The organism is Streptomyces sp. NPDC006326 (assembly GCF_040612915.1).
GTDB lineage: Bacteria > Actinomycetota > Actinomycetes > Streptomycetales > Streptomycetaceae > Streptomyces.
The window spans coordinates 18,249-43,485 of sequence record NZ_JBEXRC010000027.1; the positions used below are offsets into that span (position 1 = coordinate 18,249).

General features: G+C 72.3%; 18 protein-coding genes and 1 pseudogene. 4 read left to right on the forward strand and 15 right to left on the reverse strand.

Features of this window, described 5'->3' with window-relative positions:
• The first annotated feature begins 7 nt into the window (after positions 1–7).
• Positions 8–2,167 (forward strand): RecQ family ATP-dependent DNA helicase, encoded by a 2,160-nt coding sequence (locus ABZ128_RS21195; RefSeq protein ID WP_356850263.1) that lies wholly within the window; start codon positions 8–10, stop codon positions 2,165–2,167.
• A gap of 214 nt (positions 2,168–2,381) precedes the next feature.
• The gene (locus ABZ128_RS21200) at positions 2,382–3,011 is read left to right on the forward strand and encodes a hypothetical protein (RefSeq protein WP_356850265.1); all 630 of its coding nucleotides are present in this window, start codon (positions 2,382–2,384) and stop codon (positions 3,009–3,011) included.
• A 170-nt stretch (positions 3,012–3,181) separates the two neighbouring features.
• Here ABZ128_RS21200 and ABZ128_RS21205 read toward each other — a convergent pair whose 3' ends face one another.
• The 3 genes from ABZ128_RS21205 to ABZ128_RS21215 form a co-directional block, all read right to left on the reverse strand.
• Positions 3,182–3,811 (reverse strand): hypothetical protein, encoded by a 630-nt coding sequence (locus tag ABZ128_RS21205; protein WP_356850267.1) that lies wholly within the window; start codon positions 3,809–3,811, stop codon positions 3,182–3,184.
• Positions 3,812–3,870: 59 nt separating this feature from the next.
• Positions 3,871–4,581, reverse strand: coding sequence for a ribonuclease HII (locus tag ABZ128_RS21210; RefSeq protein ID WP_356850269.1), 711 nt, complete (start codon positions 4,579–4,581; stop codon positions 3,871–3,873).
• A gap of 69 nt (positions 4,582–4,650) precedes the next feature.
• Complete coding sequence (locus ABZ128_RS21215) at positions 4,651–5,262, reverse strand: TetR/AcrR family transcriptional regulator (protein WP_356850271.1); 612 nt, start codon at positions 5,260–5,262, stop codon at positions 4,651–4,653.
• A 127-nt stretch (positions 5,263–5,389) separates the two neighbouring features.
• Here ABZ128_RS21215 and ABZ128_RS21220 point away from each other — a divergent pair, with 127 nt between their 5' ends.
• Positions 5,390–6,958: an MFS transporter gene (locus ABZ128_RS21220; protein WP_356850273.1), complete on the forward strand. Its 1,569-nt coding sequence runs from the start codon at positions 5,390–5,392 to the stop codon at positions 6,956–6,958.
• A gap of 87 nt (positions 6,959–7,045) precedes the next feature.
• On the opposite strand, the gene ABZ128_RS21225 is transcribed toward ABZ128_RS21220, so the two are convergent.
• The 7 genes from ABZ128_RS21225 to nrdR form a co-directional block, all read right to left on the reverse strand.
• Positions 7,046–8,809, reverse strand: coding sequence for a DUF4173 domain-containing protein (locus ABZ128_RS21225; protein ID WP_356850275.1), 1,764 nt, complete (start codon positions 8,807–8,809; stop codon positions 7,046–7,048).
• A gap of 161 nt (positions 8,810–8,970) precedes the next feature.
• A complete protein-coding gene (locus tag ABZ128_RS21230; RefSeq protein ID WP_356850277.1) occupies positions 8,971–9,888 on the reverse strand; it encodes an ADP-ribosylglycohydrolase family protein in 918 nt (305 codons plus the stop codon).
• Between the two features lie 11 nt (positions 9,889–9,899).
• The gene (locus ABZ128_RS21235) at positions 9,900–10,559 is read right to left on the reverse strand and encodes a histidine phosphatase family protein (protein ID WP_356850279.1); all 660 of its coding nucleotides are present in this window, start codon (positions 10,557–10,559) and stop codon (positions 9,900–9,902) included.
• Positions 10,560–10,631: 72 nt separating this feature from the next.
• The gene (locus ABZ128_RS21240) at positions 10,632–11,237 is read right to left on the reverse strand and encodes a YdbC family protein (RefSeq protein ID WP_356850280.1); all 606 of its coding nucleotides are present in this window, start codon (positions 11,235–11,237) and stop codon (positions 10,632–10,634) included.
• A 32-nt stretch (positions 11,238–11,269) separates the two neighbouring features.
• Entirely contained in the window at positions 11,270–12,109 is an 840-nt protein-coding gene (locus ABZ128_RS21245; RefSeq protein ID WP_356850281.1) for an arylamine N-acetyltransferase, read from the reverse strand.
• A gap of 457 nt (positions 12,110–12,566) precedes the next feature.
• Entirely contained in the window at positions 12,567–15,452 is a 2,886-nt protein-coding gene (locus tag ABZ128_RS21250; RefSeq protein WP_356850282.1) for a vitamin B12-dependent ribonucleotide reductase, read from the reverse strand.
• A 129-nt stretch (positions 15,453–15,581) separates the two neighbouring features.
• Positions 15,582–16,094 (reverse strand): transcriptional regulator NrdR, encoded by a 513-nt coding sequence (nrdR, locus tag ABZ128_RS21255; RefSeq protein ID WP_356850283.1) that lies wholly within the window; start codon positions 16,092–16,094, stop codon positions 15,582–15,584.
• A 465-nt stretch (positions 16,095–16,559) separates the two neighbouring features.
• Here nrdR and lexA point away from each other — a divergent pair, with 465 nt between their 5' ends.
• Positions 16,560–17,351 (forward strand): transcriptional repressor LexA, encoded by a 792-nt coding sequence (lexA, locus tag ABZ128_RS21260; RefSeq protein ID WP_356850284.1) that lies wholly within the window; start codon positions 16,560–16,562, stop codon positions 17,349–17,351.
• Between the two features lie 83 nt (positions 17,352–17,434).
• On the opposite strand, the gene ABZ128_RS21265 is transcribed toward lexA, so the two are convergent.
• The 5 genes and pseudogenes from ABZ128_RS21265 to ABZ128_RS21285 form a co-directional block, all read right to left on the reverse strand.
• A complete protein-coding gene (locus ABZ128_RS21265; RefSeq protein ID WP_356850285.1) occupies positions 17,435–19,405 on the reverse strand; it encodes an ATP-dependent DNA helicase in 1,971 nt (656 codons plus the stop codon).
• Positions 19,406–19,418: 13 nt separating this feature from the next.
• A pseudogene (locus tag ABZ128_RS21270) lies at positions 19,419–19,775 on the reverse strand (IucA/IucC family C-terminal-domain containing protein); the annotation flags it as partial.
• Between the two features lie 642 nt (positions 19,776–20,417).
• Entirely contained in the window at positions 20,418–21,098 is a 681-nt protein-coding gene (locus ABZ128_RS21275; protein WP_356850286.1) for a GNAT family N-acetyltransferase, read from the reverse strand.
• A gap of 6 nt (positions 21,099–21,104) precedes the next feature.
• Entirely contained in the window at positions 21,105–23,117 is a 2,013-nt protein-coding gene (locus ABZ128_RS21280) for an IucA/IucC family protein (protein ID WP_356850287.1), read from the reverse strand.
• Between the two features lie 435 nt (positions 23,118–23,552).
• A complete protein-coding gene (locus ABZ128_RS21285; RefSeq protein ID WP_356850361.1) occupies positions 23,553–24,833 on the reverse strand; it encodes a diaminobutyrate--2-oxoglutarate transaminase family protein in 1,281 nt (426 codons plus the stop codon).
• Positions 24,834–25,237: the final 404 nt, after the last annotated feature.

The window sequence follows — 25,237 nt, forward strand, 5'->3', positions numbered from 1 at the left end:
TGGGGGCATGAACGCAGACCTGAGGTCCTCGGCCGACTCCGTACTGGCCCGTCTCGTGGGCGACCCCACGGGCACGGCCCGACTGCGCGAGGACCAGTGGCGCGCGATCGAGGCCCTCGTCGCGCACAAGCGGCGCGCCCTGGTCGTCCAGCGCACCGGCTGGGGCAAGTCCGCCGTGTACTTCGTCGCCACCTCGCTGCTGCGCGCGGCCGGCGCCGGCCCCACGGTCATCGTCTCGCCGCTGCTCGCGCTGATGCGCAACCAGGTGGAGGCGGCCGCCCGCGCCGGGATCCACGCCCGCACCATCAACTCGGCCAACCCCGAGGAGTGGGAGACCATCCAGGGCGAGGTGGCGGCGGGCGAGGTCGACGTCCTGCTGGTCAGCCCGGAGCGGCTCAACAACCCTGATTTCCGCGACCAGGTACTGCCCAAGCTCTCCGCCGCGACCGGCCTGCTCGTCGTGGACGAGGCCCACTGCATCTCCGACTGGGGCCACGACTTCCGCCCCGACTACCGGCGACTGCGCACGATGCTGGCCGATCTGCCGCCCGGCGTTCCGGTTCTGGCCACGACCGCCACGGCCAACGCCCGGGTGACCGCGGACGTCGCTGAGCAGCTGGGCACCGGAGCGGGCACGGACGCGCTGGTACTGCGCGGCCCGCTGGACCGCGAGAGCCTCAGCCTCGCGGTGCTGACCCTGCCCGACGCCGCCCACCGGCTCGCGTGGCTCGCGGACCACCTCGGGGAGCTTCCGGGTTCCGGGATCATCTACACCCTGACGGTGGCCGCCGCCGAGGAGGTCACCGCGTACCTGCGCCACCGCGGGCACACGGTGTCCTCGTACACCGGCAAGACGGAGAACGCCGAGCGCCAGCAGGCGGAGGAGGACCTCCAGGCCAACCGGGTCAAGGCCCTGGTGGCCACCTCGGCCCTCGGGATGGGCTTCGACAAGCCGGACCTCGGCTTCGTGGTGCACCTGGGCTCCCCCTCCTCCCCCATCGCCTACTACCAGCAGGTCGGCCGGGCCGGCCGCGGCGTGGAGCACGCGGAGGTCCTGCTGCTGCCGGGCCGTGAGGACGAGGCGATCTGGCAGTACTTCGCCTCGGTGGCCTTCCCGCCCGAGGAGCAGGTGCGCCGCACCCTGGACGTCCTGGCGCAGGCGGGCCGCCCGCTGTCGCTGCCCGCCATGGAGCCGCTGGTCGACCTGCGGCGCACCAGGCTGGAGACCATGCTCAAGGTCCTCGACGTGGACGGCGCCGTGCACCGGGTCAAGGGCGGCTGGACCTCGACGGGCGAGCCCTGGGTGTACGACACCGAGCGCTACGCCTGGGTGGCCCGTCAGCGGGCCGCCGAGCAGCAGGCGATGCGCGACTACGCGGCGACCGCCGGCTGCCGGATGGAGTTCCTGCGCCGCCAGTTGGACGACGAGGAGGCGGCGCCCTGCGGCCGCTGCGACAACTGCGCCGGCGCCCGCTTCACGGCGGGAGTCTCGGACGCGGCTCTGGACACCGCCCGTGGTGAGCTGAGCCGGCCGGGCGTGGAGCTGGAGCCGCGCAAGATGTGGCCGACGGGCCTCGCCGCGGTCGGTGTGGACCTCAAGGGCCGTATCCCCGCAGGTGAACAGGCCGCCGCGGGACGGGCTCTCGGCCGGCTCTCCGACATCGGCTGGGGCAACCGGCTGCGGCCGATGCTCGACCCCCATGCTCCGGATCAGCCGGTTCCGCAGGACGTGGCGCAAGCCGTGGTGGCCGTACTCGCCGACTGGGCGCGCGGGCCGGGCGGTTGGGCCTCGGGGGCGCCGGACGCACCGGCCCGGCCTGTGGGAGTGGTGTACCTGCCTTCGCGCAGCCGTCCCCAGCTGGTCGGCTCGCTCGCGGCGCGGATCGCCGAGGTCGGGCGGATCCCGCTGCTCGGTTCGCTCGCGTACACGGATCAGGTCCCGGAGTTCGGGCTGCCTTCCTCCAACAGCGCCCAGCGGGTGCGTGGACTCCACCAGGCCCTGACCGTCCCTCCGGCGCTGGCGGAGACAGTGGCGCAGGCGCAGGGCCCGGTGTTCCTCGTGGACGACCGCGCGGAGAGCGGATGGACCCTCGCGGTGGCCGCACGGCTGCTGCGGAAGGCCGGGGCAGAGGGTGTGTTTCCGCTGGTGCTGGCACTCCAGGGGTAGCCGAGGAGTCGTCAGCGGCGTGGCGGGGCAAGGATATGAACGGCATACCGGCGAATTCCGGTCGGCGGCGCCAATTGCTCGTTGCCGCATGCTCTTGGGCCACGCGAGAATTGGGGTGCTCCCGCTCGGCTCGACGGCGCTCTCTTGAGCCCTGCCGCGGCGTGCCCGCACTCCAGCTGTGCCCGTCCGCGGGCGTGTACCCGAAGGGAGGACCGTGACCTTCGGATTCGCCCCGCCCTCGACGACGTCACTGACAACGGCCGCCGGTGGCAGAAGCAGGCACGGCAGACTGCTGGAACCCGCCGAGTGGACGGCGGCGGGCATACCTCTGCTGAGCAATCCACGCGAGATCGTCAGTGGACTGCACTCCCGCCACAGCCCCGAGCTCTCCACCGCGGTGATCGCCGTCCTCGGTCCGGACGAACGGCTGGTCGCCAGCGCCTCCTTCGTGCAGCGGGCGACCTCGGCGGACGGCTGGGACTACCGCAACGCCCTCCTGGCGCGGCTGCGCCGCGTCCTCCCCCACGACCTGCGGCGCCGCACCCCGGTACGGACGGCCGTGCTGATGTACTGCCGCGAGGGCGACGAGCGCTGGACCGAGGAGGACGGTGCCTGGATGTGGGGGCTGCGGGACGCCTGCACCCTGCACGGGCTGCGCTGTGGCGCGTACATCACGCTGACCCGGGGCGGCTGGCAGGTGCTCGGCGAAGGCCGGGGCGGCCGGCACCCGAGCTCGGCCTCACGGCCCGGACGGCTCGGTGACACCGCGGCCGAGTTCGCTCCGATGACCCTTCGGACCGGCGGCGGCGCGAATGAGGCCCTGCGCCACACCGCCGCGCGCTGATCCCGGACGCGCACTCACCCCGGAGCCACGCCGGCCCCGGACGCACGCCGGGCCAGGGCACACCGACCCCGGGCGCACACTGACGGTCCGGCACGGGACATCAGCGGGGCCGGCGCCCGGCCGGCCCCACCCCATGCCCCCGCCCCGCGCTCGCGCCGGGTCACGGGGTGTCAGACGCCCGCGCCCAGCACGCTGTTGATCTGCTGCGGGTCCCCGCACACGATGAGCAGCGCGCCCGCTCGGGCGAGTGCGACCGGCAGCGCGGCGGCGGCCGCCTCGACCGGTCCGCCGTTCGCCGCGAAGACCACGACGGGACGGCCGGCGGCACGCTTGACCTGCGCCGCGTCCGCGTAGAAGACGTCGTCCCGGGCATCATGCTGGGCCCAGTACGCGGTCTCGCCGAAGGACAGTTCGTGAGCGGCCCACGGGTGCGGGTCGCCGGTGGTGAGCACCAGGATGTCACCGGGGGCGCGCCCGGTGTCGAGCAGCAGGTCGACGGCCTCTTCGGCCGCGTCCAGCGCACCCTCGGCGGAGGCCGGGATCAGCTGGATCTGCGGCACCGCCGCAGAGACGGACGGTGCGGTCGTGGCTGCGGAAGCAGGTCCCGGGGCGGTGGCCTGCGGCGCGCGCTGCGCGGGCGGTGCGGGCCGGGCGGGACCGGGGCGCCCGGGCCGCGGAACTGCGGCGGGACGCGGACCAGGTACGGGGCGGGGGGTCTGCGCGGTGCGGCTCGCGGCCGGGGTGACGCGGGGACCCTGGGCACTCTCGTGAATCTGAGGCTCCTCGGGGGTGAGAGGCATGAGTTGATGTCTATCAAACACCGGTACGAAACGTACCGGCGGGTGGCACGTGGACGCGATCAGAAATCGAAGCCGAGTTGGCCTCCGTTTTCCAGTTCCAGCGCTTCCTCGCTGCGGCGCACCTTCTTCAAGTGGCGCCAGCGGGGCAGTGCATCGAGGTAGGCCCAGGAGAGCCGGTGGTAGGGCGTGGGCCCCCGCTCCTCCAGCGCTGCCCGGTGCACCGGCGAGGGATAGCCTGCGTTGTCGGCGAAGGCGAAGTCCTCGAAGCCGCCGCCCAGTTCACCGAGCTGGGCCATCATCCGGTCGCGCCTGACCTTGGCGATCACCGAGGCCGCCGCGACGGCGACGCAGGACTGGTCTCCCTTGATCACCGTACGGACCCGCCAGGGCCCGCCGAGGTAGTCGTGCTTGCCGTCGAGGATCACCGCGTCGGGCCGTACCGGCAACGCCCCCAGGGCGCGCTCCGCGGCAAGCCTCAGGGCGGCGGTCATCCCGAGCTCGTCGATCTCCTCGGGGGAGGCGTGCCCGAGGGCGGAGGCGGTGACCCACTTCTCCAGGACGTCGAGGAGCGCATCACGTCGCTTGTGGGTGAGCAGCTTGGAGTCGGTCAGCCCTTCGGGCGGCCGGCGCAGACCGGTGATCGCCGCACATACGGTGACCGGACCGGCCCAGGCCCCGCGTCCGACTTCGTCGACCCCGGCGATGATCTTGGCGCCGGTGGTTGCGCGGATCGAGCGCTCGACGGTGTGGGTGGGTGCTTCGTACGGCATGGCGCCAGCAAGGTTACGCCGCCCCGCGCCGCCTGCACACCCCGGCCCGGGCGCAGTCCGTCCTGCGCCTCACGCCCTGAGCAGCGGGACCATCACCTGGTCGATCAATTCCGCGATGTCCGGATCGGCCCATTCGCTCCCGCACACCTTCGCGCGATACATCAGCATCGCCGGAATCACGTCGATCACAAGCGGCCCCGTCGCATCCGGGCGGACGTCACCCCGTGCGATGCCGCGCCGCAGGAGCTCCCCGATCAACCGGTGGGCGGGTTCGTGAAGCCCTGCCCGGATCACGTCATGGAAGCGGCCCGCATGGGCGTGATCGCATTCGTGAAGGACTGCCCGCAGGGCCTGACCTGCCCGGGACTCCATCACGTCACGCATCCGCACACACAAACGGAAGAGGTCGTCCCGGATCGATCCGAGATCGGGCACCGCCCCGACCGGAGGCAGCCCGGTCCGCAGCACCTCGGCCACCAGGTCGGCCTTCGAGGGCCAGCGCCGGTAGAGGGCTGCCTTGCCCGTGTGGGCGGCCGCCGCGACCCCTTCCATGGTGAGCGCGTTCCAGCCCACCGTGCTCAACTGCTCCAAGGCGGCGTCGAGGATCGCCCGTTCGAGTTCAGGACCCCGCCTGCGTCCCGGTGGCGTGGACGGCATGACCGACCAGCGCGAACCCACCATCACCCCTACCTCCGACCGGCCCCGACGGCCGCTCGCACGCATTTTCAGCCTTAGTGAACGGTTGCGTTCACTAACCGCGGTCTCCTACCGTGGTCCCCCGGTGAACGGATGCGTTCACTATTTCACTATGGGGGGTACCACGGTGAAAAGCTCTCAACTCGCCCCGTCCCGAATACCGGGCGCCGCCCGCCGGGAAGGGCGCCCCGGTGTGGCGCTCGCCGTCATCGCCGCATGTCAGCTCATGGTCGTCCTCGACGCGACGATCGTGAACATCGCACTCCCGCACATCCAGACCGCGCTCTCCTTCTCGACCACCGACCTCTCCTGGGTGATCAGCGCCTACACGCTCGCCTTCGGAGGCCTGCTCCTGCTCGGCGGCCGGGCCGGCGACATCCTCGGACGCCGCCGGGTCTTCCTGACCGGCATCCTGCTCTTCACCCTGGCCTCCCTGCTCGGCGGCTTCGCCCAGGAACCCTGGCAGCTGCTGGCCGCCCGCGCCCTCCAAGGCGTCGGCGGCGCGATCGCCTCGCCGACCTCGCTCGCCCTGATCACCACGACCTTCGCCGAAGGGCCCGCGCGCAACCGCGCCTTCGGGGTGTTCGCCGCGGTCTCCGCGGGCGGCGGTGCGATCGGCCTGCTGGCCGGCGGCATGCTGACCGAATGGCTCGACTGGCGCTGGGTGCTCTTCGTCAACGTGCCGATCGGCCTGCTGATCGCCGTGCTCACCCCGCTGTACATCACCGAGTCCGAGCGCCACCCGGGCCGCTTCGACATCGCCGGCGCCCTGACCTCCACCGGCGGCATGGCCTCCCTCGTCTACGGGTTCATCCGTGCCTCCGAGGACGGCTGGCGCGACGGGCTCACCCTCGTCTCGTTCGCCGCGGCCGTCATCCTGCTCGCGCTGTTCGTGGCCATCGAGTCACGGGCCCACGAGCCGATCATCCCGCTGCGGATGTTCGCCGACCGCAACCGCGCCGGAACGTACCTGATCATGCTCGGCCTGGCCGCCGCGATGTTCGGCATGTTCTTCTTCATCGTCCAGTTCGTGCAGAACGTGCTCGGTTTCTCGCCGATCCAGTCGGGACTCGGCTTCCTGCCCGTGACCGCCGCGATCATCACCGCCGCCGGCCTCTCCCAGCGCTTCCTGCCGCGGCTCGGCCCCAAGCCGTTCATGGTGGCCGGATCGGCGCTCACCGGCGTGGGACTCGCCTGGCTGACCCTCATCCGGACCGACAGCTCGTACGTCTCCGGAGTGCTCGGGCCGATGCTGCTGTTCGGCTTCGGCATGGGCCTGAACTTCGTGACCCTGACCCTCACCGCCGTCTCCGGGGTGGCGCAGCGGGAGGCCGGCGCGGCCTCCGGGCTGCTCAACGCCAGCCAGCAGGTGGGCGGCTCGCTCGGCCTGTCGATCCTGGTCACCGTCTTCGGCACGTCGAGCCGCAACGAGGCGCACGAGCAGGTTCCGGACTTCCTGCAGCACGCGGATCCGGATCAGCTGGCGGCCTTCAAGCAGACCGGACGACTGCCGGACCCCTGGGGCGACCTCGTCCTGACCCAGGGCATCTCCACCGCCTTCATGGCGGCCGTGGCCATGGCCGGGCTCGCCCTGGCCACCGCGCTGATCGTGATCCGGGTACGCAAGAGCGACCTGGCCGCACTCAACGGGGCCGCCGCCGAGGCCGGTCCGCCGGCCTGAACCGGCCCCGTACCGGCAGGCCCGGCCGCGCGATCCTTTCCCGCGGCCGGGCCTGCCGTATGCGTACGCCTCTCTGCAGCGGCGCGCCTACTCCACCGGGCGGGCAAAGGTCCCGAGCCGCGAGCAGACCTCGTACGAGGCGGTCACCGGGCGCTCCTGGAGGATCTTCCTGGCCCGGTACTCGCCGAGGCTCATGGCGTACCAGGGCAGGTGACGGTCCTTCGCCATCTCGTCGTTGATCCCGCGCAGGGCGCAGGACCGGCGGGGCTCCGGCAACCGGTCCAGCGCGGGAACCGCGTCCGCGGACAGGGACTGGAAGTAGGCCAGGTCGATCTTGTCGACCCGCTGGTAGCGGGCCACGTTCTGCTCGGCCACCAGCCCGTCCGGGGACATCAGTCCGAAGACCAGCACGCCGCCCGCCGCACTCGCGGCCACCGCCCGCGGCAGCCAGCGCGCACCGAAGACGCCTGCGGCCATGATCAGTACGATCACCAGCCCGAGCCACAGCTCCATGGCGGCCACGGACACCCGCAGCCGGGTCAGGCCGTAGGCGTCCACGTACAAGTCCATGCGGCGCAGCGCGGAAGCGACCACCACCAGGGTGAGCGCGCACAGCGTGCCGAGCACGACCCGTATGAACCGCCGGTCGCCGGCTCCTCCGCGCGGCGCCCAGCGCAGGGCGAGCGCGATCACGGCGAGGGTGAGCAGGGTCGCCCAGAGCAGCTGCCAGAAACCCTGGCGGGCGTACTCGGAATACGTGAGGCCGGTACTCTCCAGGACCTTGTCGTAGCCGCCGAACAGGACGGCCAGCTGGACCGCGTTGAAGCCGGCGAAGAGCAGGTTGAGCAGGACGAGCGGAAGCGCCCATTCGACGCGCGACCGGGCCTTCCCGGGGGCCACGCGGATACGGTCCCAGCGCGAGGGCGCGGCGGCGGTGCGCGCGGCGGCCAGCGCGAGCAGGGTCCCGAGCAGGAACAGCAGGAAGCGCACCGGGCCGTCGCCGACGGACACCTCCGGCATCAACCCGCCCAGCAGATCGGCGAAGGCGGCGTCGGCGGAGGCGAACAGGGCGCCGAACAGCACCAGCAGGACGGCGGCCACCGCGACCGCCTTGGCCACCGGTACCCACCGCTCCCGGTCCACCCCGCTGCCCCGCGCGCGCAGTCCGGCCCAGGCCCAGCGGGCGCCGAGCACGGCGGCGTCGAGGAGGCCGAGCGGGCTGAGCAGGACACCGGGCCAGGTGCGGCTGCCGTGCAGGGCGAGGGCGCCCAGCAGGACGGCCGCGAGCAGCGCCAGGGTGGAGGGCCAGCCGGCGTCGCGCAACGCGGGCACGGCGAGGAGCAGAAGACAGCCGGCCGCCCACGCGAGGGTCCACGGCCGGGCGCCGCGCCGGGCCGTGCGCGCGGCGGCGTACGCGGCAACGACGGCCGGCACCGCCGCGAGCAGCAGGCCCGGGCCCAGGCCCTCGCCGAGGAGGAGCGCCGCTGCGACTCCGGTGGCGATGGCCGAGACGAGGACGGCGGTGCCGATGGGCGCGGCGTCGGCGGGACGGGCGGCCACCGCCCAGCCCAGCGGGGCGGCGGACCAGGCCCCGCTCCGGGCGCGCTGTTGGCGGGTCTGATAGGTCTGCCACGCGCGGGGGTCCCACCCCGGGGGCGGCCCGGCCGGGGCCGGCGCCTCGTCCCGCGCGCCGCCGCGCTCCTGCTCGGCCGGTCCGGACACGGCAGCTGCCGTCGGCTCACCGGCCCTGCCGGGCACCGCCGCTGCCGTCGCCTGCTCGGCGGCCTTCTCGGCCCTTCCCTCGGCGGTTCCCTCGGCCGTTCCCTCGTCCGCTCTCTCGGACTCCGACATCGGCTCCCCTCCCCTGTCGGCCGCCCCCGCGATCCGGTGGGGGCGGCGAAGCGGACAGAGTAGGTCCGTGACGTGCGGCTTCGACCAGTCGGAGGGGCGCCCTGTGGCAGGACCGTGACAATCCGCGGCCTGGTCCCGCCGGGCCGCGGCACACGGGCGCGTCAGCGCGCGGCCGCCTCCGGGAGCCAGTCCGGAAGGGGCTCCGTGCGGGCCAGCCAGGCGGCCGGCAGCACCTCGTCCCCGCGCGCCCCCAGCACCCCGCCGACGATCGCGCAGGTCGTGTCCACGTCCCCGCCGACCTGCGCGGTGGTCCAGAACGCCCGCTCGTAGTCGTCCAGCGAGCGGGCCGCCGACCACAGCGCGAACGGCACGGTGTCATGGGCGCTCGTGCGCCGGCCGCAGCCCAGCACCGCCGCGACGGTGGTCGCGTCGCCGTAGTCCAGCATGTCCCGCGCGCGCCGCAGTCCTGCGCCCACTGCGCTGCGCGGCACCAGAGCGATCACCCCGTCCAGGAGGTCCTCGGCCTTCGGCGGCCCGTCCGGGGACGCCGCCAGTGCCGCGGCCGCGGCGACGGCCATGGCGCCGCAGACCGCCTCGCGGTGCTGGTGCGTGGTGTAGGCGGAGATCTCCGCCTGGTGGGTGGCCTGCTCGGGGTCGTCGGCGTACCAGGCGCCGAGCGGGGCGATGCGCATGGCCGCCCCATTGCCCCAGGAGCCCTGGCCGTTGAACAGTTCGGCGGCCAGCGTGCGCCAGTCCTGGCCCTCCCGGACGAGGCGCAGCATCCGGTTCACGGCGGGCCCGTAACCGCGGTCGAAGTCGTGGTGGTGGGCGAAGGAGCTCGCCAGTGCGTCCTGGTCGATGCGTCCGTGTTCGGCGAGGACGGCCACCACCGAGCAGGCCATCTCGGTGTCGTCGGTCCACTGCCACGGGTCGGAGCCGACGGGCAGCTCACGCCGCTTGAGCAGGGGGTAGTTCACGGGGACGAAGTACTGGGAGCCCAGGGCGTCACCCAGGGCCAGCCCGCGGAGGCTGGCCATGGCGCGTGCATGGCGCCGTTCGGAGGAGGAGTCAGCGGTCATCCCGCGTCACTTTAGCCGTCCAGGTCGTAAGGCTCCGGTGTGGTCCAGCGCTCAAACGGGCGGTCCAGCCGGTACCGGCCGTCCGGGCCGAGCTGGAGCACCCGGAATTCTCCGTTTCCAGGATTGGACAGGCACTCGAATTCCGCCACCGACCAGTGGAACCAGCGCATGCAGAACAGCCGCATCGTCAGCCCGTGGGTGACCAGCAGCACGTTCGGCGGATGGTCGGGGGCCTCGAAGCTGCGGTAGAGGCTTTCGAGGAACGATCCGACCCGGTCGTAGACGTCGGCGCCCGACTCGCCCTGCGCGAAGCGGTAGAAGAAGTGGCCGTACCGGTCCCGGTACGCCTTCTGCAGGCGCACGTCCTCGTGGTCCTGCCAGTTCCCCCAGTCCTGCTCGCGCAGCCTCGGCTCCTCGCGCATCCGCACACGGGTGGGGTCCAGGCGCAGGTCGCGGAAGGTCTGCAGGGTGCGGCGGTACGGGGAGACGTACGCGCTGATCCGCTCGTCGCCGAAGAGCTCGCGCAGGCGTACGCCCGCCTCTGCGGCCTGCTCGTGCCCGCGCCGGGTCAGCCGCAGGGCGTGGTCGGGCTCCCGCTCGTACACCGTGTCGTCGGCATTGCCCTCCGATTCCCCGTGCCGGACAAGGACGATGCGCTGTGGTCGTACCATTCCACGACCCTATTCGGCCATCGTCGGACCGGACGCCCGGGCACGCCGGAGGGCCCTGCGATGGTCGTACGGTCATACCGTCCAGGAGGGTTCGAGGTCGACGACATCCCCGGTGAGGGCCTCGACGTCGGCCTCCGTCTGGGCGCGCAGGGAGAGCCGCTCGACCCGCTCCTGGCGGTACTTGCCGTGCTCGCCGGCCGCGTGCCACATGGACAGGACGAGGAACTCCCGGCCCGGGGCCTCGCCGAAGAGGCCCCGGATCATCCCGGGGGAGCCGGCCATGGCCGGATTCCACACCTTCTCCTGCATCAGGGCGAAGTGGTCCACCCTGCCCTCCCGCACCCGGGTGTGCGCCACGCGGACGACGTCCGCATCGGTGAAGCGCGGCTCGAAGCCGGTCTTCACATCGAAGCGGTGATCGAAGAGCGTGACCCGCGCATCGGTGTAGGTGCCGTTCTGGGCGGCCGCCAGCCGGTCGTGGGAGCGAGCCATGAAGGAGTCGTAGAAGGACCGGCTCTCCCAGAACGCGAAAACATGCGCGACCCCCTGCCGTCCCCTGCTCCAGCCGCCGCCCTGACCCCGGAATCCCGGCTCGCCGGGCAGCCCCGCCCATTTGCGCTGCCCACGCTCGAACCCGCGTCGGTCCGTCACCGTGCAGCGAATCCACTTGACCAGCACTGCGCCATGGTACGGGCCCGGCGCGGCCCCGGTCAGTCCCCAGCGCGGTTGATCCGCTCCAGTTCCTCCGCATCCCGCCCGGACAGCCGAAGCCCGAACTCCCGGTCGAGCAGGGCGAGCAGCTCGGCGGGCTCGACGGACTGCCGCTCGCTCCGCCCGTCGGGATACAGGCGGGTGAGCTCCCGTCCGACGAGCGCCCGGCGGACGCCGTCTCCGGGGAGCTGGACGACCACCTTGCCGAGGAACGCGGATCGGGGGTGGGAGGAGCTGTAGTGGTTCAGCACGACGTAGTCGACGGGGTGGTAGCGCTGCGGGGAGAACGCGTACAAGTCCCGCCAGGCGCCGTCGCGGAGCAGGCACAGCGCGAGGATGCCGTCCTCCTCCGCGCGGACTGTGTACGTCCACTCCCCCTGCGCCACCTCGGTTCCGGGCCGCGCCAGCGGGACCGGCTCGACCGGGCCCTGGTGACCGAAACCGGCGTCGCAGAGCCAGGGTTCACCCTCGACGGTGACGACGAGTACGGCGTGCGTCACCGCGAGCAGGGAGTCGCCCCGGGTGCGGTTGCGGGCGCCGCGCCCGGAAACCTCGAAGCCGATCCGCTCCAGGGCAGCGGCGAGCAGCGAGTTCTGCTCGTAGCAGTAGCCGCCGCGGCGGCCGTGCACGAGCTTGTCCTCGATGGCCTTGACGCCCAGCTCGACGGGGCGGCCCAGCAGGACGTCCAGGTTCTCGAAGGTGATGGCAGCGGTGTGGGCCCGGTGCACTGCGTACAACGTCGGGAGGTCCGCCCGGAGTTCCCCGCCGCCGCCGACGGGCCCTGCGTACCCGATCCGCTCCAGATAGGCGTCGAGGTCCAGCTCGTCACCGCTCCACATGTCTCCCCCGCTCCCTTGCACACCCGTAGACCCGGACCCGACACCGAAGCGGGAACCGGCACACCCCGGTCACCGCTCCTCGGTGCGCCGGCATGGCCAACTTGCCCACACGGTGCGCTATTCCCGCCCGTCGGCGCCGTTGCCCGCGGACCTTGCCGAAGCCGATGAAACGATCGGGGTGCGCCGCGCACGCCAAGGCCGGCTCGTGCAGTGCGTCCACAACTCGCCCGCCTCGACCGCCGCGCAGATGAGGTGGCGCAGGCTCGCCGGACCTTGGAGCGGGCCATCGCGACGGCGGAACGAGCCGTTTGACAGGCGGACGGTAAGGCCCGGCCAGGGGCAGGGGCGACCGCATGCAAGAGGGGCGTCAGCGCACGGCTGACGCCCCTCTCACCGGGGACTACGCGTCAGGGCCGAGGCCGCCGGGTGCTGCACTCGGCGGCGGCCCGTCCGGCTCTCAGCTGCAGCCGCTGGTCGAGCCGCAGCCCTCGCAGATGTAGCAGGAGCCTGCGCGCTGCATCTTCGTACCGCACGAGAAGCAGAGCGGGGCGTCCGCGGAGACACCGAGCTGCATCTCGACCAGTTCGGCGTTGGAGTGCGCCGTCTTCGGGGCCGGGACCGGGGCGGCCTCGACCGGCTTCGGAGCCGGGACCGCGGCCAGCGGGGCCGACTGGGCCAGGGACTCGGTGTCGAGCTCCTCCTCAAGGGGCTCGTACGAGCCGGTCTCCAGGTGGCGCTGACGCTCCTCGGCGGTGTGGATGCCGAGCGCCGAGCGGGTCTCGAACGGCAGGAAGTCCAGCGCCAGGCGGCGGAAGATGTAGTCGACGATCGACTGCGCCATCCGCACGTCCGGGTCGTCCGTCATGCCGGCCGGCTCGAAGCGCATGTTGGTGAACTTCGAGACGTAGGTCTCCAGCGGGACCCCGTACTGCAGACCGACCGAGACCGCGATCGAGAAGGCGTCCATCATGCCGGCGAGGGTCGAACCCTGCTTGGACATCTTCAGGAAGACCTCGCCCAGACCGTCGTCCGGGTAGGAGTTCGCGGTCATGTAGCCCTCGGCGCCACCGACGGTGAAGGAGGTGGTGATGCCGGGGCGGCCCTTGGGGAGGCGCTTGCGGACGGGGCGGTACTCGATGACCTTCTCGACCGCCGCGCGGATGGTCTCCTCGGTCTTCTCGGTGACCTGGGCCTTCTCCTCTTCCTTCTTCTTCGCGGAGAGGGGCTGGCCGACCTTGCAGTTGTCGCGGTAGATCGCGAGCGCCTTGACGCCCAGCTTCCACGCCTCGAAGTAGATCTCCTCGATCTCCTCGACGGTCGCCGTCTCCGGCATGTTGACCGTCTTCGAGATCGCGCCGGAGATCCAGGGCTGGATCGCGGCCATCATCCGGACGTGGCCCATCGGGGAGATGGAGCGCTCGCCCATGGCGCAGTCGAAGACCTCGTAGTGCTCGGTCTTCAGGCCGGGGGCGTCGATCACGTTGCCGTGCTCGGCGATGTGGGCGACGATCGCCTCGATCTGCTCCTCCTGGTAGCCCAGGCGGCGCAGGGCCTGCGGGACGGTGCCGTTGACGATCTGCATCGAGCCGCCGCCGACGAGCTTCTTGAACTTGACCAGGGCCAGGTCCGGCTCGACACCGGTGGTGTCGCAGGACATCGCGAGGCCGATGGTGCCGGTCGGCGCGAGGACGGAGGCCTGGGAGTTGCGGAAGCCGTTCTTCTCGCCGAGACGCAGGACGTCCTGCCAGGCCTCGGTGGCCGCGGCCCAGATCGGGGTGTCCAGGTCGTCGGTGCGCGGGGCGACGGCGTTGGCGTCGGCGTGCTGCTTCATGACGCGCTTGTGGGCCACGGCGTTGCGGGCGTAGCCGTCGTACGGGCCGACGATGGCGGCGAGCTCGGCGGAGCGCTTGTACGCGGTGCCGGTCATCAGCGAGGTGATCGACGCGGCGAGGGTGCGGCCGCCGTCCGAGTCGTACGCGTGGCCCGTGGCCATCAGCAGGGCGCCGAGATTGGCGTAGCCGATGCCCAGCTGGCGGAAGGCGCGGGTGTTCTCGCCGATCTTCTGCGTGGGGAAGTCCGCGAAGCAGATCGAGATGTCCATCGCCGTGATGACGAGCTCGACGACCTTCGAGAAGCGCTCGGCGTCGAAGGACTGGTTGCCCTTGCCGTCGTCGTTCAGGAACTTCATCAGGTTCAGCGAGGCGAGGTTGCAGGACGTGTTGTCCAGGTGCATGTACTCGCTGCACGGGTTGGACGCGGTGATGCGGCCGGACTCGGGGCAGGTGTGCCAGTGGTTGATCACACCGTCGTACTGGATGCCCGGGTCGGCGCAGGCCCACGCGGCCTCGGCCATCTTGCGGAAGAGCGCCTTGGCGTCGACCTTCTCGATGACCTCGCCGGTCATGCGGGCGCGCAGGCCGAACTCGGTGCCGTTCTCGACGGCCGTCATGAACTCGTCGTTCACGCGGACGGAGTTGTTGGCGTTCTGGTACTGGACGGACGTGATGTCGTCGCCGCCCAGGTCCATGTCGAAGCCCGCGTCGCGCAGGGCGCGGATCTTCTCCTCTTCCTTCACCTTGGTCTGGATGAAGTCCTCGACGTCCGGGTGGTCCACGTCCAGGACGACCATCTTGGCCGCGCGGCGGGTGGCGCCGCCCGACTTGATCGTTCCTGCGGACGCGTCGGCGCCGCGCATGAAGGAGACCGGGCCGGAGGCGTTGCCGCCGGAGGAGAGGAGCTCCTTGGAGGAGCGGATGCGGGAGAGGTTCAGGCCGGCGCCGGAGCCGCCCTTGAAGATCATGCCCTCTTCCTTGTACCAGTCGAGGATCGACTCCATGGAGTCGTCGACGGCCAGGATGAAGCAGGCGGAGACCTGCTGCGGCTGGGGCGTGCCGACGTTGAACCACACCGGCGAGTTGAAGCTGAAAATCTGGTGCAGCAGCGCGTAGGTCAGCTCGTGCTCGAAGATCTCCGCGTCGGCGGGGGAGGCGAAGTAGTCGTAGTCCTCGCCGGCCTTCGTGTACGTCTTCACGATCCGGTCGATGAGCTGCTTCAGACCGGTCTCGCGCTGCGGGGTGCCGACCGCGCCGCGGAAGTACTTGCTGGTGACGATGTTGACCGCGTTCACCGACCAGAAGTCGGGGAACTCGACGCCACGCTGCTCGAAGTTGACCGAGCCGTCGCGCCAGTTGGTCATGACGACGTCACGGCGCTCCCAGTTCACCTCGTCGTACGGGTGCACGCCCGGGGTGGTGTGGATGCGCTCGATACGCAGGCCGCTCTTGGCGGCCTTGGTCCCCTTGGCGCGGGAACCACGTGCCGAGCTGCTCGCCGTCTCTGTCATGCCGCCTCCCATATGCGGGCAAAAACGCCCTGAAGTGCCAGCGTTATTCCGCGGCACGGTGCTGTCTCTTGTATCTGCGATTCCTCGCCTGACCGAGCTGACGGGCCGCGCTGCACTGCGGCCGCCAGGTCAGTCGGCGGCGGAGGCGGGCACGGGGACCGAACCGGTCCCGGCGGGCTCGCTCTCTTCGGGGTGAGGCCGCCGCTCGCGCAGTTCCGCGATGGCGGTCTCGAAGTCTTCAAGGGTGTCGAACGCTTTGTACACGGACGCGAACCGGAGGTACGCGACCAGGTCGAGCTCCTGCAACGGGCCGAGGATGGCCAGGCCCACGTCGTGGGTGGTCAGCTCGGCGCTCCCGGTGGCGCGCACCGCCTCCTCGACCCGCTGGCCGAGCTGGGCGAGGGCGTCCTCGGTGACCGGCCGCCCCTGGCACGCCTTGCGCACGCCGGAGATGACCTTGGTACGGCTGAAGGGTTCGGTCACCCCGCTGCGCTTGATCACCATCAGCGAGGCCGTCTCCACCGTCGTGAAGCGACGGGAGCAGTCGGGGCACTGGCGGCGTCTGCGGATCGACGTGCCGTCGTCGGTGGTGCGGCTGTCGACGACGCGGCTGTCGGGGTGCCTGCAGAAGGGGCAGTGCATGGTTCCCTCACCCTCCCTCTTGGCACGACTGAATCACCCCTCGGAGCCCCTGAACGGCGGAGAGGACCCTGCCGGGGGCTCGTGGAGCAGCCCCCAGCATATGCGATCCCAGGAGCCTCAGAGGACCCGAGGACCACAACTTCTGGGTGGCCGCGCTCATCCAACCACTAGATCTTGGGTTGTGGTGGATTTACGTCGATCCGCGTGTCGCGGGGCCCGATGCCGGGACCCGGCGGCCCGCGGTGCCACACTGGGCGGAGCGGAAGGCGGCGATCCGACCCGGAAGGGTACCGTAAGCAGCGGAGGCGGGGCCGAACCCGCGTTCGGCGAACCGATCGCCCATACACCTCAGCATGCGATCACGTTGGGTGATCTGCGATTTTTCACTCGAACGTGTGTTTGGCGCAACCTTTCGAAAGCAACTACCGTTGTCCAGCTAGGGAGAACATTTCGAGAGGGGCCGACGTGACCACCACCGCAGACAGTGCCGCCATCACTGCCCAGAACCGCTCCCAGAGCCGACTCGAGCCGGTGCATGCCATGAACGACGCAAGTCTGAACCCGGAGGCGGAGCCCGTACGCCCCGCACGCTCGCTGCCAGGGCGACCTCCAGGCATCCGCGCCGACAGTTCCGGGCTCACGGACCGGCAGCGGAGGGTCATCGAGGTCATTCGCGACTCCGTCCAGCGGCGGGGTTATCCGCCGTCCATGCGGGAGATCGGCCAGGCGGTGGGCCTGTCCAGCACCTCGTCCGTCGCCCACCAGCTGATGGCACTGGAGCGCAAGGGCTTCCTGCGCCGCGACCCGCACCGCCCGCGGGCGTACGAGGTCCGCGGCTCGGACCAGCCGAGCTCGCAGCCCACGGACACCACCGGCAAGCCCGCCGCCTCGTACGTCCCCCTGGTCGGCCGGATCGCGGCCGGCGGTCCGATCCTCGCCGAGGAGTCGGTGGAGGACGTGTTCCCGCTCCCCCGCCAGCTGGTGGGCGACGGCGAGCTCTTCGTCCTCAAGGTCGTCGGCGACTCGATGATCGAGGCCGCGATCTGCGACGGTGACTGGGTCACGGTCCGTCGCCAGCCGGTCGCGGAGAACGGCGACATCGTCGCCGCGATGCTCGACGGGGAAGCCACCGTCAAGCGCTTCAAGCGCGAGGACGGTCACGTCTGGCTGCTCCCCCACAACTCCGCGTACCAACCGATCCCCGGCGACGAGGCGACCATCCTCGGCAAGGTCGTCGCCGTACTGCGCCGGGTCTGACCCCGCGCCCCCAGCCAGCTCCGGGACCCACTGCGCCGGTCCCGGAGCTGCTTTGTGCCCGCCCTTGGGTCAGGCGCCTTCGCTCAGGCCCCGTCGGCTCGGGCGGCGGCATCGATGGCCGCCAGCGAGCGGCGCACCTGGTTGCGGTCCGTGGTGTACCAGAAGTCGGGCAGGGTGGCCCGCAGGAAGCTTCCGTACCGGGCCGTGGCCAGGCGGGGATCCAGGACGGCGACGACTCCACGGTCGCCGCTCGCCCGCACGAGCCGACCGGCGCCCTGTGCCATCAGGAGCGCCGCGTGGGTGGCCGCGACCGCCATGAACCCGTTCCCGCCGTGCTCCTCGACCGACTTCTGCCGGGCACTCATCAACGGATCGTCCGGGCGCGGGAACGGGATCCGGTCCATGATCACGAGCTGGCAGCTCGGGCCGGGTACATCGACGCCCTGCCAGAGGGACAGGGTCCCGAACAGGCAGGTCTTCGGATCCGCCGCGAAGGCCTTGATCAGCTCGCCGAGGGTCTCCTCGCCCTGGAGGAGAATCGGGTGGTCGAGCCGTCCGCGCAGCTCCTCGGCGGCCGCCTTGGCTCCCCGCATGGAGGAGAACAGGCCGAGGGTGCGCCCGCCGGCCGCCTCGATCAGCTCGGCCAGCTCGTCCATCATGTCGCCGCGGGTACCCTCCCGGCCGGGGGTGGCCAGGTGCTTGGCGACGTAGAGGATGCCCTGCTTGGGGTAGTCGAAGGGGGAGCCGACGTCCAGGCCCTGCCAGACCGGCGCATCGTCCGCCGCCACCCCCTCCGGGGACAGGCCCAGTGAGGCCGCGACCCCGTTGAAATCCCCGCCCAGCTTGAGGGTCGCCGAGGTCAGGACCACCGAGCGGTCCTCGAACAGCTTCTCGCGCAGCAGCCCCGACACGGACAGCGGGGCGACCCGGAGGGTCGCGCCGAAGCGGTCGTGCCGCTCGTACCAGACGACATCGAACTCCGAGCCGTTGGTGATCCGCTCCGCCACCGCATGGACGGTCTCCACCGCGGCGAGGGCCTGCTTGCGGACCGCGTCCTCGTCCTGGACGGACTTGTCGCGGGTGGCCCCGATGGCCGAGATGACGTTGCGGGCGGCGTCCCGCAGCGACATCAGCGCGTACCCGAGGTCCTCGGGGATCTCCTCCAGCCGGCCCGGCAGGGCCAGCTCCATGACCCGCTCGAAGGACTCGGCGGCGGTCTGCAGGGAGTCCGCCGTCTTCTCGTCGACCAGCTTGGCGGCCCGCTTCACCGCCCGGTTGACCTGGCCGGGGGTGAGCTCGCCGGTGGCGACGCCGGTCACCCGGGAGACGAGCTCGTGCGCCTCGTCCACGATCAGCACCTCGTGCTGGGGCAGCACGGGCGCGCCCTCGATGGCGTCGATGGCCAGCAGGGCGTGGTTGGTGACGACCACGTCGGCCAGCTTGGCCCGCTCGCGGGCGGCCTCGGCGAAGCACTCGGCACCGTACGCGCACTTCGTCGCGCCCAGGCACTCCCGGGAGGAGACGGAGATCTGGCTCCACGCCTTGTCGGAGACACCGGGAGTCAGGTCGTCGCGGTCGCCGGTCTCGGTCTCGTCGGCCCAGTCCCGCAGGCGCAGCAGGTCCTGGCCGAGCTTGCTGGTGGGAGCGGCCGCCTCGAACTGGTCGAAGAGGCCCTCCTCCTCGTCCTGGGGAGCCCCCTCGTGCAGCCGGTGCAGGCACAGGTAGTTGGAGCGGCCCTTGAGCATGGCGAACTGCGGTCTGCGGCGCAGCTGCGGATGCAGCGCCTCCACCGTCCGGGGCAGGTCGCGCTCGACCAGCTGCCGCTGGAGGGCGAGGGTGGCGGTGGCCACGACCACGCGCTCGCCGTGCGCGAGGGCCGGCACGAGGTACCCGAGGGACTTTCCCGTGCCGGTACCGGCCTGGATGAGCCGGTGGGTGTTGTCGTCGATCGCTTCGGCGACGGCTTCGGCCATGGCCACCTGGCCGGGCCGCTCCGTGCCGCCGACGGCGGTGACGGCGGCGTGCAGCAGGTCGGGGAGGGAGGGCTTCGTCATAGCACTGCCAACCCTACGGCGCGCCACCGACAGCGACGGCCACGGCGAGGATGCATGGCCGATACAAGGGGTTGGGTGCGGTGCCGTGCTGCACGGCGTGCGGGCGCTCGCCGAGGTCCCCGTAGCCGTCCGCGTACAGCCGGTTCCGGTCGAGGCCGAGCCGCCGGATGCGCTCGCCGAGCAGGCCGAAGAGCTCGTAGCGGTCCTTGAGCTCGGGGAAGCGGGCCTGTGGCGCAGGATCTCCGCCCGTACGAGGGACCACGAAGTCCTTCAGGGCGACCCGCACCGGGACGTGGTGCTCGTCGTGGATCACGGTGGTGTTCTCGCCGTGCGGGGAGAACACCGTGCCGTAGCGGTACGCCAGTGAATGTGCGCGGCGAGCCGCGGCAGGCGCTGGTGGACGCGGGCCTCGGGGGCCCAGGCCGCGGTGTCCGCCGCGGAGAGTCCTGTGCGGCCCGTGTTCAGGACGTGCCAGCGGGTGGCTGGTCTGGTGGCCTTCGAGCTCGGCGTGGTCGATGTCGGCCAGACGTCGGCGATGAGTGCGGTGGGGTGGATGCGGGCGTCGGCGGAGCGGGTGGCGATGAGCTCGCCGATCAGGTGGCCGAGGTCGCGCCGTCGAGGCGCAGCAGCGTGCGCGCCCGGAGGGGGAAGGCGAACGGGGCCCCGAAGGCGGTCGGGGGCATCGCCGACGGGGACGGCGGGGTGAGGGTGAACGAGTCCTTAGTCCGGGGACACCTGCCGACTGTCGTAGGCGCCGCGGCGGGCGCGGAAGACGAGCTGCTGCCGTCGTTTCGAGGGTCACCTCCCAGGCGTCTTTGGCGGGGGCCGGGGCGGTTGGTACAGCGCCTTGCGCGAAGCGGGCCCGTGGAGTCTGGAGCGGCGAAGAAATTCTGCACGGGACTCCTCAGGTCGGGAACTGCGCCGGGCGACGCGGAGTTTTCGATGTGTGGGGCCGAAACGGCAAGCGCGGAGGGGGGCTTGGAGCGGTGGACGGGGTGCGCGGGGGCGGCGGTCAGATGAGGTTGCGCAGCGCCCGCTCCCGGATCATCAGGGCGGCTCGTTTGCCGGGAAGGTCGAGCTCCGAGGAGCAGCGGAAGCCGGAGTTCAGGAAGGCTGATACGGAGGGGGTGTTGCGGATGTCCGGTTCGGCGATGACGCGGGTGCAGCGGGGGCGGTTGTCGAGCACCAGGTTGGCGACGGCGCGCAGCAGACCGGTGCCCAGCCCGCGGCCCCGGTTCGTCCCGTCTCCGATGAGCAGGTGGATACCCGTGTCGTGGGGGCGCGCCGGGTAGTGGCGGGAGATCGGGTCGAGGTCGGCCCGGTAGATCTCCCAGTAGCTCATGGGTGTGCCGTCGAGCAGGCCGAGGCAGGGGATGCTGCGGCCGTCACCGTCGAGCTGCGTCCGCAGGTGGGCTGCGGTGACGGAGGCGGGGCCGGAAAGTTCCCAGTAGGCCGCCACTTCGGGGTCGTTCATCCAGCCGGTGAGCAGCTCCAGGTCGTGGTCGAGGTGGACGGGTTCGAGGCGGAAGAACCCGGCCGGGGTGTCGGCGCCGGACCATGCGGCCGGCGAGTCGAGCAGATCGGCTTCGGCGAGGAGCGGCAGGAGCCCGGCGGTCAGCCGGCGGGCGGCGTCGGCGATCGCGGTGGCAGTGGCGGCTGTGGTGGGGCCGGTGGGTGTCTGGGTGGAGGGCATCGGGGCTCAGTCGTGGAGGGGGTTGGTGAGGGTGACGTAGACGGACTGGGAGTCGACGGGGCCGACGAGCTCGTCGAGGCCGCCCAGGCGGGTGAGCAGGTTCGCCTTGCAGCGCAGGGTGGGTGAGTCGAGCAGCTGCGCGGGGACCGGTCCGAGGCCGGAGGCTTTGCCGAGGAACCGGCGGAAGGCGGCGAGCAGGACGCGTTCGTCGGCGAGGCGTTGGGATCCGAAGGCTCCGATGAGCCCGAACACGTTGTTGATGCCGAGGTAGTAGGCGAAGCGTTCGTCGGTGACGGCGTCGGAGACGAAGGTGTCGCTGGCGCTGCCGATGCCGGGGAGCCGGCGCTCCAGCTCCGCGCGGCGGGAGGCACGGAAGTAATAGCCCTGGTTGTCGCGGAACCGGCCGCCGACCGGCCAGCCGGCCGGGTCGAGGAGGACCAGGGTGTTCTGCTGGTGCGCTTCGAGGGCGATGCCGGCGAGTGCGTCGAAGGCGAGGACCGGCAGTACGACGTGGTCGAGGTAGCGCAGGAACCACTCGGCTACGACGGCGGAGACGGGGCGGCCGGTGGTGGCGGCGAGCCGGGAGACGGTCTCGGCGAGCCGGGAGCGCATGGCGGGCCGGCCCGGCCAGGGGCGGGGCGCGGTGAGTGCGGCGATGCACACGGCGTCGTCGTGGGGGCGGAAGGGGTTGTGTCGCAGCACGGCGTCGAGGCCGGGGACGGGGGTGCCGTCGAGGGCGTCGACGGCGATCCAGGCGGGGTCGCGCACGATGTCGAAGCCGGGGTGGGCCGCCTGCCACTGTTCCGCGAGGCCGGTGCGGAGCAGGCGGTGCACCTCGACGCCGCGGTGGAGTTCCTTGCGGAGGTTCTGGCGGCGGGAGTTGGTGATGCGCAGGCCCAGGGAGAGCTTGAGCATCGCGGGGGCCCCGGGGCGGTGGACGGTGCGGACGGAGGAGGTGGGGTACCAGGGTTCGCCGTACGGGCCCAGATCGTGGAGGAGTCCCGCGTCGCGCAGGGCGGTGACGGCGGGGCGCTGGAGCAGGTCGTGCGCCTGCCACGGGTGCAGGGGAAGGGGGGTGGTGCCGTCGGGGAGGGGGAGTCCGGGGGCAAGACGGTCGAGGAGCCGGGCGGCGGAGACCAGGCGGCCGCGTTCGGTCCAGGCGGAGTCGGTGGCGAGGACGGAAGGCGCGACGGCGAACCAGTGCAGGGGGAAGGAGCCGTGGAGCTCGGGTGAGTAGCGGCGTACGTCGGCTTGGGAGAGTCCCTCGCGGCTCTTCGGGTCCGGCTGGAGGGGGTGGCCGAGAAGGAGGGACTGTTCGGCGGTGAGGAAGAGTTCACCGGCGACCGGAGCGGGCGGGGTGGGGCGTTCGCGCCGGTCGGCGATGAACTCGGCGGTGCGGCGCACCGAGTCGGCGACCCGGCCGACGAGATCGGTTCCGCCGCGGCCGCCGCTGTTGCCCTCGCGGGCGATCAGGGCGGCGAGGGTGACGGCGTCCAGGGCGGGGGAGCCGGCGGGTGCGCCTTCGAAGCGGGCGGGCGCGAAGCGGTGCCAGCCGGTCGGCGACCAGTACCGGACGGCGACGAGCAGGGCGGTGCCGGATGCGGGGAGGGGGATGCGCAGGAGGGTTCCGACGGGGCCGTCGGGCCGGCCGATACCCCGTTCGCGGACCCAGCACCGCAGCAGGTTCTCGACGGTAGCGGCCTCGGCGGCGACGGCCGGGTCCGGGTGGTCCAACAGGTCGGGCAGCAGCGCGGGCTCGGGTCCGGCGGGGCCTGCGGTGCCGGTCCCGGGGCGGAGCGTGCCGTCTTTCTGCCGCGGCACGGTGGGGCCGACTTCGGTCGGCCACGCGGTGGCCGGGAGCTGCGGGGGCAGCCAGTCGGTGGCGGCCTGACCGTCCTCCCTGCCCTCGCTGCCCGCCCCGGCCGCGTCCTGCGGAGCCGGAGCCGGGCTTGGCGGCGTCGGCTCGGGGGCCCTCCCGTCCGTGGCGGTGCCGGGCGGAATCTGCTCATGGGGGCCCACAACCGGGGTGGGGACTGCCGCGCCGGTTGCGTCCGGCCGTGCGTGGCCCGCGGGGCGCAGCTCGCGCGCCGGGTCACCTCTGCCTGCCTCCCCTCCTACCCCGGCGCCGCTCCGCTCCGGCGTGCCCGGCGGGGCGGGGGTGCCGACGCAATCCGGCGCACCGGGGAACCGGGCCGCAGCAGCGGCGCTCCGGGGCTCCGGACCGGCCGGGGGCCGCTGGGCGGACGTGCCTGGGTGGTCCGGGCTGGCGGGGAGCGAGGGGGTGGGGGCGCTGCTCGGCTGGGGGCCGGCCTCGGGCGGGTGGGTGGGGGTGCGTGGCTGGTCGGGTGGGGCGGCGGGGTGGGTCGGGTGGGCAGGGGGGAGGGGCGGAGCATCGGCCGGGGAGGCGGGACGGGGGTGGTGGGGATCGGGCATCGGGGTCCTTGGGGAAGCGGGTCAGTGGGGCCGGCGGGCTGCGGCCGCGGGGATGGCATCGGCCAGGCGGTCGAGGACGGCCGTGGCCTGTTCGTCGGTGAGGGTCAGCGGCGGCAGGAGCCGGACGACGCTGCTGTGGCGGCCGCCGAGTTCGACGATCAGGCCGCGGTCCAGGCACTCCTGGCGAACGGATGCGGCAAGGCCGGGGGCGGCAGCGCCCGTGTCGGGGGAGACGAGTTCGACGCCGATCATCAGGCCGCGGCCCCGGACGTCCCCGATGCAGGGGTGGGCCCCGGCGAGGCCGCGCAGCGCCGTGAGCATCCGCTCCCCGAGGGTGCCGGCGCGCTCGGCGAGACGGTTCTTCCGTACGTAGGCCAGGGTGGCGGCCCCCGCTGCCATGGCGAGCTGGTTGCCGCGGAAGGTGCCCGCGTGGGCTCCGGGCGTCCATACGTCCAGTCCGGACCGGTACACGATCACCGCGAGCGGGAGGCTGCCGCCGATCGCCTTGGACAGGACCATCACGTCGGGCACCACCCCGGCGTGGTCGACGCCCCAGAAGGCTCCGGTGCGGCCCACCCCGGTCTGCACCTCGTCGGCGATCAGCGGGATCCCGCGGGCCCGGGTGAGCTCCCGCATACGGCGCAGCCAGTCGTCCGGGGCCGGGTGGACGCCGCCCTCCCCCTGCACCGGTTCGACGATCATCGCGGCGGGCTTGGCCACCCCGCTCTTGGGATCGTCCAGCAGGCTCTCGGTCCAGCGGGCCCCGAGCCGGGCGCCCTCGGGTCCGCCGACGCCGAACGGGCAGTCGCGGTCCTGCGGGTAGGGCAGCCGGGTCACCCGGACGTCCGGGGCTCCGCCCGAGGCGCCCAGGGCCCCTGCGGTCATGCCGTGGTAGGCCCCGGTGAAGGCGAGCAGCCCCGTGCGCCCGGTCGCGGTGCGGGTCAGCTTGAGGGCGGCTTCGACGGCGTCCGTCCCGGCCGGCCCGCAGAACTGGATGCGGGCGTCGGCCGCCAGCTCCTGCGGCAGGCAGGCGAACAGCTCCGTGGTGAAGGCGTCCTTGACGGGCGTCGCCAGGTCGAGGGTCTGGAGCGGGGCCCCGGAGTCGAGCACGCCCCGGATGGCTTCGAGCACCACGGGGTGGTTGTGCCCGAGGGCGAGGGTGCCGGCCCCGGAGAGGCAGTCGAGGTAGCGGCGTCCGTCCGCGCCCTCGACGGTCAGGCCGCGGGCGCGCACCGGGACGACGGGCAGGGACCGCGCGTACGTCCGGGCGGCGGACTCGCGCATCGCCTGCCGGCGCAGGATGCCCTCCGCCGTGGCCGTCGCCCCACCGGATCCCGGTCCGTCCGGACACGGCCTGTCCGGGCACGGTTCGTCCGGGCACCGTCCGTCCGGGCACGGTCCGTCCGGGCCGGGGCGCCGGTTCTGCTGCGGCGGGACCTGTGCCGCGGACGCCGCGTCCTGCTCGGTCAAAGCCACGAGTGTCGGACCTCCCGCACGGAATGCTCCACCGGATTGCGCCTCGAACTGGAACACTGCTCCCCCATCCCCCGTACGTACCAACGACGGTGGCGGCGGGGGATCACGGGTGGGCCCAAGATCCTTGGCCGGCAGCAGGCATGAGCCGGCGTCGGCGGGTCCGCCCGGCCCGGAACCGAGGGCCCGGGCTGTGCCGTCCCCAACGGCAGCGGCATAGTGGGGGGCTGAAC

Coding starts and splice junctions, on each gene's coding strand:
- ABZ128_RS21195 (WP_356850263.1), top strand. CDS start 8: ATGAACGCAGACCTGAGGTCCTCGGCCGACTCCGTACTGGCCCGTCTC.
- ABZ128_RS21205 (WP_356850267.1), bottom strand. CDS start 3,811: ATGCCTCTCACCCCCGAGGAGCCTCAGATTCACGAGAGTGCCCAGGGT.
- ABZ128_RS21210 (WP_356850269.1), bottom strand. CDS start 4,581: ATGCCGTACGAAGCACCCACCCACACCGTCGAGCGCTCGATCCGCGCA.
- ABZ128_RS21215 (WP_356850271.1), bottom strand. CDS start 5,262: ATGGTGGGTTCGCGCTGGTCGGTCATGCCGTCCACGCCACCGGGACGC.
- ABZ128_RS21220 (WP_356850273.1), top strand. CDS start 5,390: ATGGGGGGTACCACGGTGAAAAGCTCTCAACTCGCCCCGTCCCGAATA.
- ABZ128_RS21225 (WP_356850275.1), bottom strand. CDS start 8,809: ATGTCGGAGTCCGAGAGAGCGGACGAGGGAACGGCCGAGGGAACCGCC.
- ABZ128_RS21230 (WP_356850277.1), bottom strand. CDS start 9,888: ATGACCGCTGACTCCTCCTCCGAACGGCGCCATGCACGCGCCATGGCC.
- ABZ128_RS21235 (WP_356850279.1), bottom strand. CDS start 10,559: ATGGTACGACCACAGCGCATCGTCCTTGTCCGGCACGGGGAATCGGAG.
- ABZ128_RS21245 (WP_356850281.1), bottom strand. CDS start 12,109: ATGTGGAGCGGTGACGAGCTGGACCTCGACGCCTATCTGGAGCGGATC.
- ABZ128_RS21250 (WP_356850282.1), bottom strand. CDS start 15,452: ATGACAGAGACGGCGAGCAGCTCGGCACGTGGTTCCCGCGCCAAGGGG.
- nrdR (WP_356850283.1), bottom strand. CDS start 16,094: ATGCACTGCCCCTTCTGCAGGCACCCCGACAGCCGCGTCGTCGACAGC.
- ABZ128_RS21265 (WP_356850285.1), bottom strand. CDS start 19,405: ATGACGAAGCCCTCCCTCCCCGACCTGCTGCACGCCGCCGTCACCGCC.
- ABZ128_RS21275 (WP_356850286.1), bottom strand. CDS start 21,098: ATGCCCTCCACCCAGACACCCACCGGCCCCACCACAGCCGCCACTGCC.